The sequence below is a fragment of the Legionella steelei genome, from assembly GCF_001468005.1.
GTDB classification, from domain to species: Bacteria; Pseudomonadota; Gammaproteobacteria; order Legionellales; family Legionellaceae; genus Legionella; species Legionella steelei.
This window is the reverse complement of record NZ_LNYY01000019.1, coordinates 1,663,058-1,677,385: the sequence shown is the minus strand read 5'-3', so window position 1 is coordinate 1,677,385 and position 14,328 is coordinate 1,663,058. Positions and strand designations below refer to the sequence as shown.

Below are 14,328 nucleotides of genomic sequence, written 5' to 3'. Positions count from 1 at the left end.
TCCTTTTGATTGTCTCACTTTAATATAGCTTATTTTTAATGTTGGTGTGGGCAAATAGGCTTTATTCTAAAAGATAATTTAATCGTATCTATTAAGAATCAGCATGTACTTGGGTAAAACCATGAATTTCCGGAATAATAATGTTGCGGAATTTCGTGCCATTGAACAATCCATAATGGCCGACTCCTTCTGCAAGGAAGTATTTTTTCATGGAATCAGGCAAGTTTTTACATAAACTGAGTACGGACTTTGTTTGCCCCACCCCAGTAATGTCATCGTGTTCCCCTTCAATTGCCAAAATAGAGGTGTTCTTTATATCTTGTAAGCGTACATTATGACCACGAGATTTATAGCGACCTGTAGTTAAGAGTTTTTCTTGAAATACCGTATTTATTGTTTGCATGTAAAACTCAGCCGTCAGATCCATGGTTGAAAAATATTCAAGGTAAAACTTGATTATTTTGAAGGCAGCTTCTTTTTGGTTGTCTGCGTATCGATCAACGGCTTTTTGTAGTGATTCCACGTGGCGCTGGAAATTCATACTCATAAAACCCGCAAGTTGCATAAATCCAGGGTATACAAGCCTCATGGCACCTGGAAAACGAGAGGGAACAATTGAGATGACATTTTGTTGAAACCAATCATCTCCCCTTGAGGCTGCTAATTCGTTTACCGATGTAGGTGATTGATTTGTATCTATTGGTCCGCCTAGCAATATCGCTGAGCGTGGTAGATTGGGAGAATTATTAGTAGACATTAGCGCTATAGCTGCTAAAACAGGCACAGTCGGTTGACAAACCGCCATAACATTTAAATTGGGTGCGAGTAAATTAAAATAAGAAATGATGTACTCAATGAAATCATCTAAATCAAATGAGCCCTCAATTAAGGGGACATCACGAGCATTTTTCCAGTCAGTAATATACACATCGTATAAGGGAAGTAAGTTTTTTACAGTATCTCGCAACAAAGTTGCATAGTGTCCGGACATGGGTGCGACGACGAGTAATTTGGGTAAGTTTAGATGTTCGGCATTTACTTTTTTAAAACGAATAAGATTGCAAAAGCTTTTTTTGTCTATTAGTTCTTCTTGAACATCGTAATATTCATCTTGGATTTTTACTTCATTAATATCAAATTGGGGTTTGTCGTACACATTGCTAATTATATGAAATATATAAGAATAACCTGAAAGCCGACGAAAATGACTTGAACTTGTTTCCAATAGGCCCTTCAGTGCATTTTGTCCTTCATCCGACATATAAGGAACGTTAACGGGCAAATTAATATTGTCAGAAACTCTGCGCAGGCGCTTTGACATATTGTCAAAATAATCTGAGTAAGGTTGCAGCAAACGCATATTAAAATCATAGATATTATAAAGATAACGATTATCAAGGGGATTAAAAAGCATATACGTGCCTCGCATATTTTATAACAATGCACTGGGATGGCGCATCACGATACTACAGTAATACACATAAAATTCTAAAATAGCAAATTGCAATTGAGTACAGGATTTCTCAAGGTTTTACCCAATTCTGGGAGTGATAATAAATAGAATATCCCCATCAATTGTAAGTGAAGTATTATCATGGTGTATGGCACAGACCCTAATATCGATAGGAAATGCAAAAAAGCGTAACGAAGTACACTACATATATTGGCCTCCATTGATATCCAGGTTAGAACCTGTAATAAATCCTGCATCTTCGCTTACTAAAAATGATACCGCATTGGCAATCTCTTCGGGTTTTCCAAGCCGTCCTATAGGAATGCTCTTAGTAATCTTATCAATGACCTCTTTTTTCATAGCAGTCAACATCGAGGTTTCAATATAACCAGGAGAAATTGTATTCACGGTGATCCCTTTATTTGCAACTTCCAACGCTAAACTCTTGGTAAATCCAAATAAAGCAGATTTTGTAGCCGCATAATTGCATTGACCCAATTGTCCTTTCCGGCCATTAATGGATGAAATGTTAACGATGCGTCCGAAGCTTTTGTCAATCATAAAAGGAATGATGTTACGTGTAATATTAAAAGTACTTGTTAAATTCGCGTCAATGACTTGTTGCCAATGATGGGGCTCCATTTTCTTTAAAGTGACATCGCAGGTAGCTCCGGCGTTATTTACCAAAATATCAATATGACCGAAGCGCTCCATGATTGAATTTGTGATTGTTTCACAATCAGAAAAATTGACCAGATTTGCAAAGAGGATTTCAATATCATAACCTGCCTTTTTTTGCATGGTTTGCCATTGTAATACTTCATCATGCTTGCCATTTTTAAAGTAACATGCCACTACTTTATAATTGGTTGCGAGACGTCTGCAGATTGCCATGCCTATTCCTCCAGTGCCTCCTGTCACAACTGCTATTCTTCTCTCCATGAATAAATCTCCGGCTAATTGGATATTTTTTTCTGTATGCTAAATTAAATTGTTTTGATATTATTCAAGACCTTATCGTAATACGACTGATTAAGATTACCTACTGAGGTAAACCTTAATAAAACTCAAAAAAACCAGTGAGTCACAATAGATAAAAAAAACTGCTAAAATTATATTTAAGAGTGATTTTTGTGATGAAGGAACCGGAGTTATCAAGAAAACGAACCAATTGTAATTTGGTCCTGTATGGGGATAGCAATATCCAGTTGTATGAATTACTTGTTTTCAACTTAGTACTCCCTCACTAAGGAAATAGACATGGATTTCTCCGACGCAGCTGTTTTTATCGTGGATGACGATCCTGAGGTTTGCCAAGCACTTCGTTGGTTATTTGAATCAGTAAATGTCACTGTGCACACCTATAAAGATGCTCAGGACTTTCTTGAAAGTTATGATTTTAAACAAAAGGGCTGTTTGATTATTGATGTACGTATGCCGGTTATGAGTGGTCTGGAGTTACTGGAGCAACATCTTAGTACATCAAGAACCCAACTTTCAGTGATTATGATCACGGGGTATGGTGACATTGCAATGGCCGTGCGTGCTATGAAGGCCGGGGCAGCCGATTTTATTCTTAAACCAGTGAATCATCAACATTTACTCGAAATTACGCAAAAATGTCTTAAAAAAACGTACCATTATACTGTCCCTCACCCTCAATCTGATTTTTTTGAGCGTCTTGAGCGTTTAACCAAACGTGAGCGACAAGTGATGGATTTAGTTATTGAAGGAAAATTGAACAAGCAAATTGCTCATGAACTTGATATATCTATATCTACTGTAGAAGTTCATCGGGCAAGCGTGATGCGGAAAATGGAGGCTAAGACTTTAGCGGAACTCATTAAAATTAATTTAATTTACACTCTTGGTGTAGATAATTCTAATTATTTAGACGGCGAAATGCCATAAACTGATTGGTTGTTTTTTAACTCCTCTAAAAGTCATTAAGTGGTTCAATAATTTTTGTCGCCAGAGAAAAGATTTATAAATACTCAAAATGGCAAAATATCTTTTTTATTTGGACAAAAAAAAGTATATTATCTGATTTTTTTTGCACGCTAGAGAATAAATCAATGAAATTTCCAAATAAAACTGCTTTTGAATTGCGTCAATATTTTAGCCAATTGAGCTTGGCTCAATTAACCGTAATCAACATTTCTTATGGGCCTCATTTTGAACGGTTGGAAGAGCGAATTGAATGCTGCAATAGTAATTTAACAGACAAAAAGGCTCGTTTGGCTCGGCTTATCCAAGAAAGAAAAGATGCGCAACAAACTTATGAGGCAGTAGAAATTCGTGAAGCAGAATATCAAAAAATTTTAGCGAGTGTGCTTGCTGATTCAAGCCGAACTAACCGATTTCTTGGCAGACAAGCTATGGGAGATTCGCCGATGGTGCTGTTTAAGCTTGAGTTAGCACACTTGGATGCTGACATTTCGATTGCATCTGAGGACATTCAAGAGTTCAACGCAACTCTTGACGCTTTAAATCAAAAGAAAAAGGGGGCTATTTCTGAATTCAGAATTTTAGAATCTGTTCGTGACGAAAAGAAGCGATACGCATTCGAGGAAACCCAAACAGCGCAGTCGAAGATATCTTAAGCTTTAAGTATACTAAACATTCATAATGCACTTTTAACCTGGGTGAAATGAAGTGAAACCCGGGTTTTGGTCTTTCACCCAGGATACTTTATGGGAGAGCAATCGATTTTATTATCAAACCAGTGAATCACTAGTGTTTACTTGAAATTATGCCTAAAACGCTTCAGTTTTCGACAAAAGGACAACAATAAACCAAAATGGCGGAAACTTTTTATTTGATTAAAAAAAGTATATTATTTGATTTTTTTCATGCTGAAGAATCAATTATGAAATTTCCAAATAAAACTGCTTATGAACTGCGACAATATTTTAACCAATTGACCTTAACTCAATTAATCGAAATTAATCGCTCTTATGAACCGCATTTTTACAGGTTGGATGATCGAATTAGCCAGTGCACTGTGGGTTTGATATCCGTAAATGCACGTTTGATTGCGCTTACACAACGCAAACAAGCTTATGAGCAAACTTTAGAGGCAGTAGAACTTCGTGAAGCAGAATATCAAAAAGTTTTAGCGAGTGTACTTGATGACTCAAGTCGAACTGGCCGATTTCTTGCCAGAAAAGCTCTAAGTGCTTCGCCAATGGAAACGTATGATTTCGAATTATTTAATATAGAAACCGAAATTTCAAGAGTATCGAACAAAATTGAACAGTTAATCGAAACCTCAACCGATTTAGAGCAAAAGAAACGACGTGCTGTTTCGGAATTAAGGACTTTAAATAGTGTTATTGAAGAGAAAAGACAATATCTAGCTGATGCAAGTCAAACTGCTCAACCAAGCATATCATAAGCTTTTTTTTGCGGACTGTTCAGGCATGGATGTAGGCTGGGCTGATAAGTCCAGCGTTTCCTGAATTAGTTTTTACGCTCCAAAATGTTTATCATGAAGCCCTCACTATAAGCACAAAGTAACTTATCCAAGGTATTCATTAAGAAAGAAATATATTGACGTCGTTAAATGCAGGGCTTAACAGCCCAGCCTACGGTTATTGAGCTATTCTTGTCAACGAATTACCTAACACATACAATCCTAAGGAGTTTACGATGACGGTTCTCTTGATTTGAACCTCCTATTTTAAAACCTCCTCAGGATATATAAAATTGTCTCTTGCTTTCTGTAGCAATAGCTTAAATTGTTGTAAATGTTTATCAGATGTTGCTGTCGAATGTAACACAAATTCCGAAATGCATAATGCAAATATAACCCTGCGGATGTCCCAAATTGTTTCTTGAAAAACATCAACCCGTTTTTTGGTTTCGGGACTGATCTTTACTTCAAGCTTCATGTTTTCGGAACTAATTGCAATAGGCGCACAATGTTTAATGACTTGACCTCGCATTTGTTCAACAAAGATAAAGGAGTTAACTTTTTCAGCGCGACATTTGATTATTTGCTGCATGGTATCGTGAAAAAAATTGTAGACCATCATCTGATGAAATAAATAAAGCTTTTGTGAGTAACGATAGGCTTGAAATAAAAAGTAATCGCCTACCAACACAATAAAAACGCCAATCAATGTACAGATGGCGCGATTTAAGACCATTTCAAATGGCCCTTCGGGTGAGTTGGCATCAGTTGTTTGGGCTAATAGCAAAAAAACGACCAGGGTAATGAAAAAAACACTGATATCGTACCGTTTTGTATTGAGTGCAGTAACCCCTAATCCAATAATCGCGATGATAAATACGACAGAGACTAGTCGATAATTAAACTGCATTAGATAAATTAAAGGAATTAAAATCAATAAAGCAGCAAAAGTACCACCAATACGATGAATTGATCTTCTAATAATTAGCCCTGGTTCAATTCCTGCGCTGACCATAATTACTGTGAGCAATACCCACCATTTATGGGGAATCGTTGTAAATAAATAAATCCACATAGCAACCATAAACATAATTGCCAATTGGGTAAAGCGTGCATAATCAAGCTTCTTTTTTAGTTGCGCCGCAGAGAGCATAATTTATTCCAACGGATAAAGGCTTGTTGTAAACAGTGCGTAATATAATGTTGTAATTGGGTTTCGGGCTCTATAGACAGGGTAGGAGTTCCACATGGAGCATACGTTTTCATATTGAGCCTAAGCCTATAGAGATTAACTTTGACATCATGCCAAAATAGTTCATTTTTCTTCTCATAATACAAATTGTCTAAAGCATGTTGAATATTGCGTATGTTTACCGAGACACGATAAGTTTGCATGACATATTTCTTGGGAATCATTCGTCGATAATTTCGAACCATTCCAAAATGAAGAATTTCTTCTCCTATAGGGCTCTTATGATCTTGACTCATGGATGAATCAATATCTTTTTCGAGACATTCTATATACTTTTGTAGTGCCCTGTTCCAGATGATCAAATACATATTGGGTAAAAATCTCAAACAGATTAAGACAGTGGTAATTGATAATGCTGTGGATGAAATAAAGCCGTACGCAACTTCAAGATTAGCAGGTGGTTCGGTGCTTAGAACAACTGCTCCAGTTGCGATGAGCAGCATGGTTAAGCTCTTTAACGCGTAAAAGTATTTTAATACACAAAAATAGGTTACACCGAATACAAATACTGAAAAAAAGAAAAAGGTACCATAAAATGGGTAAACAAGATAATAAGATACACTGATGAGTATCACTGCAATTGCGATAAAAATCAGTAACCATTCTTTTTCTTTAAAGGTAGAAAGCACGGGAGCTTCATAAAGGGACAACAAAAGAAAAGGGGAGAAAAAAGCCAGAAAACTAACCGGTTGAAATAACCAGTAAACATATACTTCTACAGTCGCAATGACAAGACACTTATAAAGAGTGATCCTTTGTAATGCATACGGATCGACCTCATCAAGCCATTGCTTAAACTTTGATATAGACATAAGCACTTGTTCCAAGACGTAGTGGGTAATCAGGATCTGGGTCTGTGATTCGAATAATCACCGGAAGTCTTTGTGGTAATAAGATCCATTGATTTTCATTAATGACATTTTGTAGCTGAGTGCGGTTATCTACCAATTGTCTATTGGCCGACCAATAATCCGAATCAATGACGCCATGAAACATTTTTCTTCCCAGATACATTCTCGGGAATATTAATACTTTTGATCCTTTACGCACGTTACCTAAATCGGTTTCATTAAAATTTGCTTGGATGTAAATATCATCCATGTCAACTAAAGAAAAAAGAGGTTGATTGATATTTACTGGTGTCCCAACGCTAAAAAACAGGTTTTGAATAATCCCATTATTTTGGGCATAAACGTCCGTCTGCTCTAAATTGACCTTAGCATTTTTTAGACGTGCATGGATAGATTTAATTTCATTTTCTTGTGCTTTGATTTGATGCTGATCAATTTCTAATTGTTTTAAAGCTGCCTCCCATCTGTATTGGGCTGCTTTGGTTTCTTGCTGGGAGTTTTGTAAGGTAATCAGCGAGACTGATTTTAATAAATAACCTTTTTGAAATTTTTGGTCATCCAATTTGAGTTTAATGTAATTTTTTTGTTCGTTATCACTGAGTTTGCGATTGCGCTCATAGGTTGCTTTCAAAGCAGCAAGTTTTGCCTCAGCGCCAGCTAAATCTGCAGTGAGTTGTTCTAGGGCATAGATGTAGGGTTTTTGAAAGACGGTGAAGAGCTTTTGCCCTTTTTTCACCGTATCCCCATTGTTTACGTAAAGGCCGGTAATATAGCCATTTGCAAGAGCCGCGACGGGGCGCACATTATTGACAACAAAGGCATTATCAGTGAAAGGGAATAAAAAAGAAAAAAGATAAATAATTGTTGTTAAAAGGCCAATAAAAATGATGACATTGGCTATTGTGGCTTGGCGCTTGAATCGAGTAAAACCTCTTTTAATGTGCATACGAATGCGAGTAAATTTTGTCATAAATATAAGTTCATCGTTTAAATTATATTAAATGTAACCTGGGCTTTGTGCTGCTGCACCCAGGCTACATCTTATTCCCATTGTAAGCATATCCACCAGCTAAGTCTTGATACAAAATAACCAATGACATGGCAAGCTCCAATTTAGCTTGATTTGTTGAGAGTGCCAAATTATCTAAATAGATTTTGCTTTGTAATAATTCTTTGTAAGAAAGTAGCCCTGTTTTTAGCAATCCTTGTTGCAATTTATATTTACGGAGATATTCTTTTTCGGCACCTAAGTAAGCCATAAATTTTTCATTCATGCGTTTATTGGCAGAATAATCACTATCAACTTCTTTCAAAATCCGTCTTACTGTTTTATTGAATTCAGAAATTCGCGCATTATAGGCACCTTTATTTGCTGCAATTTTACCCAGAGAGCTTGGTGAAATGATCCAAAGCGCGTAGGCATCTGTTGTTTGGGCAAAAGTGCTGTGTGGTAACTGTACTTCACCTAGAAAATCATCGAGTTGCAATCCAGGAAAAAAATCGCTAAAGGCCACTTTGATTCCTTCACGAGAAGCTTTTAATGCATATTGCGCCATTTTCAAATCAGGGCGATTGTTTAATACCGTAGCCGGTAAACTGCCAGGTTTAACGCGAGAAAAATCTATTTTGGCGAAATTATTTTTATTCTTAATTGCTCCGGGATCTGCATTGATCAAATAACGAAGAGCGTTTTCACTAAATACAATATTATGCAAAATAGGTTTTATTTGTGCGGCAATAAGTTGCTCATCAGATTGCAATTGGGCCAGACTAATTTCATTTTCTAAGCCTATCTTGATTTCCCCTTTGCTCAATTTAATTAAAGATTTTAAGTCATTATCTAATTGTTGTAATAAACGTAATTGTTCTAATTGAGCGATTAATGTGAAGTAAGCTGATGCTACTTGACCAATTAATGTCAGGCGCATTCCTTCAATTGCAGCAAGACGATATTGAACATTATACGTCGCTTGTTTCTGCTGCGTATAAAGTTTCATAATATTCAAAAAATAATAAGGCCATACGCCAAAAAATGTACCGGGTGCTCCTAGGGCGGGGTTTGTGGAATAACCTGCAAATATTTGTACTATGGGGATCCAACTGAGCTTGATTTGCTGTAACTCACCTTGCGCTTGTTGTAAATTTCCCATGGCAATATGAATGTCCATATTATTATTCAAGCCAGCCTCAATTAATTGATTTAATTCTACATCATGGAATTGTTGCCACCAAGCAACGTAAGGCAAATTCGCTACACGTTTATAATCCTTTGTACGCGAAGGAAAATTTTTAGGTGCTGAGGATATTTGCTGTTCAACTCGTTTATTGCAGCTTAACAACCCTACTACTAGTAATATTAAGGACATTATTTTCTTTAACATAAATCGATCATCGTATGGAGTAGAAGCGTGTTTGCCATTGTAATTGAACTGGTTTTATATCATTAGCTATATTCCTTGAAATGGTTGGGTTTAGTCAACTATCATGACTCTTTTATTCATCCCAAGTTGAATCACTTAAATGCTCGTCTAGTGCTTTGCCTGGAGCGCATTCTTTTGAGAAATAGCCATCGTTACGTTGTAGGTAATAGCGATTGTAGTAGTCGAGGGCGTTTTGCTTCGCGATATTATCTGGAACACCGAGCAGTTTTGCTGTCCGGTAGTTTCTTTGTACGGCTTCGCATTCAGTTTTTGCTTCATTGTATTCACCACGTGCATGCATACTTTCATGGGTTAGGATATCCAAACTGATAAGCTCTTGCATGTTTGCGAGTGCAGGATGGCGAACGTAATCCATCAAGATAGAGCATCTCGGATATTGAATGACAATATATCCTGTTTGGGGATCGGCATGACCATAAACCCTGGGCTCTTCATCAAAAAGTGTGTCAAATAAAGTATTACAATGTACTTTGGCTGGGTGATTTTCGGCAAGTTCGCCTGCTATTGATGTTAGTAAACGCTCAAAGTGCCAGTGATGATATGGAGGCCATGCACATAACAAAGCCAAGCTGAACACTACGAGGAGGTATCCTTTGGATATGGGCATATTCCCAGTGAGTTCTCGATAAACGAGCCAGAAGAAAAATAGAGAAATCAGCACCCAGAGCATGATGGTCCTTTTCATACTGAGAAACAGATTACGGATATAACACGAATCTCAGTCAAATAATCCTAAATTCAACTGCCAGATTTAGGTTTTATTAAAGATTCTTTTTTCAAGATTCTGTTGGCCGTTTTGTAACCATTTTTCTTATGCTGCTCTATGGTTTCTTTTGAGAAGTCAGAGTCCCATGAATAGGGTTCATTTTTTCCCACTTCGCGGATGATCCGAGTAATGGATTGTATGGCGGAATCGCCCATTATTTGAATGTAAACAGGCAATTGTCTGATTTCTTCAGCCACTGTAGGCTCACAAAAACGCAAAATTTGTTCAATCAGCTTTTTGTAACTGTTGATGAGATCTGCATTGCGTATGTCTTTTCTTATCTTTTCCGAGAATAAGATTTCATCTTTTCTTGCAAGAACTTCGATCATATTTTGTGGCAGGGATCGATTTCGTGAATAGAGTTCAACGATATAAATTTTTTTGTTCGATTGGCCACAGATATCCAGGGTTGAATCAATTGGAGTATTGGTTATGATCCCTCCGTCCCAGTAATGTTTATTATTAATTGTTGTCCATGGAAAGCCAGGAGGTAAACTGCCACTGGCAAGAATATGGTCAGGGGTGATGTTATTGGTATAACTATCAAATGTTTCAAATTCAGATGTTTCAACATTGACTGCCATCACAAGCAGGCGCACAGGACTGTCTTTCAATTTATCAAAATCGATGTATTTGCGCAAAAGATTCTTAACATAAGAGGTATCATAAAAACTGGTCCAGTGTGTTGGCAATTGATCTGGACTGTACATTGGCATTTCCCATCTTGGATGAAAGAAGTTGGGAGAGCCCCAAATCATAGCATGCCAAGAAGAGAGAAGACGTCGTGTTTGTTCATCAGAGACACTTAACGTATCGATGGCAAGATCATTCCAAAAACCTTCTAAAGCCTCAGTAGCATGTTTTGGATTTCCTGCAATAATTGCGGAATTAAAAGCGCCTATAGAAATCCCTGAAACAATATCTGGATAAATTCCATGCTCTTCCATTGCCTTAACAACGCCGCATTCAAAAGCACCCAGCGCACCACCACCTTGTAGGGTAAGAATTGTTTGAACCGCAATTTCTTCTAATGGAAAATTAATATCAAAAAGTTTTTCTTTATGGGCCTCTATATTGACTCGATTGATAATGAGTGATTCTGCCGCTTTAATTTCCTCTATGGGGCGTCCAGAAAAAAAGGCACCCTGCAAGAGTCCATCTTTTAAATAAAATAAGGTACAGTTCTTTTTCTCAATAGAGCCTCTTACAATTCGTTCTGTAGCATCGGTTGTATCACCAATAATGACGATATAAGTATCAAATGCATGAAGGTTGAAATAGGATGCACTGTTGTAACTTTTTCTCATTCCCACCATATTTGATGCAGCAATTTTTCCTTGCTTGATTGCGTTATCTACTCCTCCATTTCGATGGTATCTTCTAAACAGAGGATCAAAAAAATTAGCGACGTCACCTGATGCGTAGATATCTTTTTTATTTGTTTGTAGGTATTGATCGACAAGAATACCATCATCGACTGCGATCCCACTGCCTTGTAGAAAATCAATAGCTGGGACATATTTATCGGCGATGATTACAAAGTCACATGCTATGGTTTTTCCTGTGTTGGTTTCGACCGAGTGCACATAATTTTTACCATGAAATTTTTTTACTTTTTCGTTAAGGAGTACTTCAACACCTTGATGGGATATAAAAGCGGCAATCTCAGTAGAAGAACTGACATTGAACAAATGAAATTCTTCAGTAATGATGGTGACTTTTATCTTTTTTTTCATTAATAATGATGCGAGCTCTACACCAATAAAACTTCCTCCCAAAATGACGACTTTTTTGGCATTGTCCATTTCATCCATAATTGGTTGTGCATCGAGAATTGTTTTAAGGTAGTAGATTTTGTTTAACTTACTTCCTGGCAGGTTGATGCTTTGAGGGCTGCAACCGGTAGCAATAAGCAGCTGCTTGTAATAAAAATCCCCGGCGTGATCTGTGGTCACAAGTTTGTTTTCTGGATCAACAGATAGTGCTTTTGTTTTGAGCAGTACTTCAATATCATTTTTTTTATAATAGTTTTCATTGAATATAATCAACCGTTCCTTTTTAACTGTTCCAAGTAAAAAACCTGTGGGGAGCTGAGGACGGTAGTAGGGAAGAAAACGTTCTTCTGCGAGAATGGTGATGCTGCCGGTAGCACCTTCTTTTCTCAAAGTATCAGCACTAAATGCACTGGAAAGTCCTCCACCAATGAGTAAAAAATCAACTGTCTTTGTCATCTCTTATATCCTTTTATTCAATGACATGTATGTAAGTATTACCTTAAATTGTATACCTTGGGAATGTAAAGAAAGCAAATTCGAGGAAAATTTTTATTTTCAAGTAGTTAGATAGGGAAAAATCAATATTAAAAATACTGCCCTTATGTACACCCCTTGAAAATAAAAAGCAATGGGTATTTTTAAAGGCAGCATTGATAATGATTTTTAGGCGTGAAGTGTAAGGCTTAAAAATAATCCTTGGAATGAGAAGTTGTTTGTCTCATTACCAGCAATGCGTTGAGGCCCTAAACCGCCTACCCCAGTAAATCCTCTCAGTGTATCCATGGAGCTCAGATACTCATTGATTTCATATCCGACTGCAGCAGTCCATGTTGCTGTATTCGTAAGTGCATGAGTATAGTCCAAACCTATCTTCCCGGTGACGTTATTAACAATACGATTGCGTTTAGGCCAGTTGAAACTGAAGTTGGAGCCAAGGAAAACCTCTGAGAAAGACTGCATGGAACCTGCCATGAGCGCATAATCGAAATAACCCAGCAAACCAAAACCGTAGGCTAAGTCATAATGACCATCCAAGCTGATTAAAGGACCGGCACCACTGAATTTGCTTGTAACCACTCCGGGGGCTGCAAAAGAAAGATTATGTGTTATTTGTGCGTAACGAACCCCAAGAGAAGGGCGTATTTTAAACACCCCGGAAGTATCGCTATATTTTCTGCCTACTCGAATATCTGCTTGGTCCACCCTATATGTTAAATAAGCATCGCTAACGAAGTTTGGCAAAGCCGCTTCAGGAATAGAGGCATCAGGGAATAAAACACTTGCAAATAGAAAGGAGCCATTAGCAAAACTATTGACGGCATGAGTTCTGTTTTTTAAATACAGGTAGTTGACTTCAATATTGTTTGCAGACATTGGAATATCATAACCAAGAGCAACACTTCCTGCCCATTGATAATCGGGATCAACGGGTTTGCTTTCTGCTTGAGTGCCGCCAGGAACAGTGAATAACCAGCTGTCCGTGACTAACCCCAGGCCTGTTTCACTAGGTTGCACATAATAGCCGGTACCACTTACATAAAGACCCCCCGGGCTTTTAAAGGCACAGAGCATGCTGCTACAAACAGGGCCATCTTTGTCAATGTATTTGGGAAGAGGGGCAGCTGAAGATGCCGTACCTGCAACACAAATTCCTGCTAAAACTAGAGGTAAAAACTTCAATGTCATGATCTCTACTCCTTGTTAAATGACGCATTACATTACTTTTTTTCTTGGATTAATTCAATATAATTTTATTAAAAATCAATAAGCTAGATGCTCATTTTAGGATTAATAAGAATAAAAAAGGGACAGTTTAATCAAGGTGATCCAAGGGGAGAGTGGTCGTTTCACAAATAGTTCTTAATATAAAACTGGATTGTACGCTGGTTACTCCATTGATACGTGTTAGTTTATCCAATAAAAAAGATTGATATGCATTAAGGTCAGGTACAATGACTTTCAACACGTAATCTGCAGATTGCCCTGTGATTAAATAACACTGAACCACTTCAGGAAGAAAACGAACGGTTTCCTCAAACTGATTCATGACAGCAGGTTGGTGGCTGTTTAACCCAACTAAAACAATCACGGATAATTTTAAACCTATTTTTTCGGGGTCGAGAAGAGCAACCTTTTTCTTTATATAGCCATTATCTTCTAATAACTTAACACGGCGCAGGCATGGGGAAGGGGATAATGCGACCATGCCTGCGAGCTCTTGGTTATTAATTTGACAATTTGACTGCAAAATATCAAGAATTTTTTTATCTGTACGATCCATATTCTTTAAAAAGTTACATAAATATTTTATATGTTAGCATTTTATTTCAAAAAAAGGCAATATAATGAAATTTAAATTTAAAATAACTCAATAA

The 14,328-nt window shown here is 37.2% G+C and carries 13 protein-coding genes; 3 read left to right on the top strand and 10 right to left on the bottom strand.

All coding sequences use genetic code 11. From position 1 onward, the window contains the following. Positions 1-91: 91 nt before the first annotated feature. Positions 92-1,414: a polyhydroxyalkanoate depolymerase gene (phaZ, locus tag Lste_RS11510; RefSeq protein ID WP_058511072.1), complete on the bottom strand. Its 1,323-nt coding sequence runs from the start codon at positions 1,412-1,414 to the stop codon at positions 92-94. Between the two features lie 240 nt (positions 1,415-1,654). Continuing rightward, positions 1,655-2,395, bottom strand: a complete 741-nt coding sequence (gene phbB, locus Lste_RS11505; RefSeq protein WP_058511071.1) for an acetoacetyl-CoA reductase — start codon at positions 2,393-2,395, stop codon at positions 1,655-1,657. Between the two features lie 318 nt (positions 2,396-2,713). Here phbB and Lste_RS11500 point away from each other — a divergent pair, with 318 nt between their 5' ends. From Lste_RS11500 to Lste_RS11490, 3 genes are all read left to right on the top strand, one after another. Continuing rightward, on the top strand, positions 2,714-3,364 hold the full coding sequence (locus Lste_RS11500; RefSeq protein ID WP_058511070.1) for a response regulator transcription factor: 651 nt from the start codon (positions 2,714-2,716) through the stop codon (positions 3,362-3,364). Between the two features lie 164 nt (positions 3,365-3,528). Further along, positions 3,529-4,056, top strand: coding sequence for a hypothetical protein (locus Lste_RS11495; RefSeq protein WP_058511069.1), 528 nt, complete (start codon positions 3,529-3,531; stop codon positions 4,054-4,056). A 266-nt stretch (positions 4,057-4,322) separates the two neighbouring features. Next, positions 4,323-4,850 (top strand): hypothetical protein, encoded by a 528-nt coding sequence (locus Lste_RS11490; RefSeq protein ID WP_157070731.1) that lies wholly within the window; start codon positions 4,323-4,325, stop codon positions 4,848-4,850. A 280-nt stretch (positions 4,851-5,130) separates the two neighbouring features. Here the strand turns inward: Lste_RS11490 and Lste_RS11485 are convergent, their stop codons facing one another. The 8 genes from Lste_RS11485 to Lste_RS11450 form a co-directional block, all read right to left on the bottom strand. After that, complete coding sequence (locus Lste_RS11485; protein WP_058511067.1) at positions 5,131-6,021, bottom strand: FUSC family protein; 891 nt, start codon at positions 6,019-6,021, stop codon at positions 5,131-5,133. Beyond that, positions 6,000-6,932, bottom strand: a complete 933-nt coding sequence (locus Lste_RS11480; RefSeq protein ID WP_058511066.1) for a hypothetical protein — start codon at positions 6,930-6,932, stop codon at positions 6,000-6,002. The genes Lste_RS11485 and Lste_RS11480 overlap by 22 nt, the downstream gene beginning before the upstream one ends. Further along, on the bottom strand, positions 6,913-7,941 hold the full coding sequence (locus tag Lste_RS11475; protein WP_058511065.1) for an HlyD family secretion protein: 1,029 nt from the start codon (positions 7,939-7,941) through the stop codon (positions 6,913-6,915). Before Lste_RS11475 ends, Lste_RS11480 begins: the two co-directional genes overlap by 20 nt. Before the next feature lie 64 nt (positions 7,942-8,005). After that, a complete protein-coding gene (locus tag Lste_RS11470) occupies positions 8,006-9,352 on the bottom strand; it encodes a TolC family protein (RefSeq protein WP_058511064.1) in 1,347 nt (448 codons plus the stop codon). 112 nt (positions 9,353-9,464) lie between these two features. Further along, entirely contained in the window at positions 9,465-10,082 is a 618-nt protein-coding gene (locus Lste_RS11465; RefSeq protein ID WP_058511063.1) for a hypothetical protein, read from the bottom strand. 68 nt (positions 10,083-10,150) lie between these two features. Next, a complete protein-coding gene (locus tag Lste_RS11460; RefSeq protein ID WP_058511062.1) occupies positions 10,151-12,409 on the bottom strand; it encodes an FAD-dependent oxidoreductase in 2,259 nt (752 codons plus the stop codon). Positions 12,410-12,616: 207 nt separating this feature from the next. Beyond that, positions 12,617-13,639: an Lpg1974 family pore-forming outer membrane protein gene (locus Lste_RS11455; RefSeq protein WP_058511061.1), complete on the bottom strand. Its 1,023-nt coding sequence runs from the start codon at positions 13,637-13,639 to the stop codon at positions 12,617-12,619. A 127-nt stretch (positions 13,640-13,766) separates the two neighbouring features. Beyond that, positions 13,767-14,234, bottom strand: a complete 468-nt coding sequence (locus Lste_RS11450) for an Lrp/AsnC family transcriptional regulator (protein WP_058511060.1) — start codon at positions 14,232-14,234, stop codon at positions 13,767-13,769. Positions 14,235-14,328: the final 94 nt, after the last annotated feature.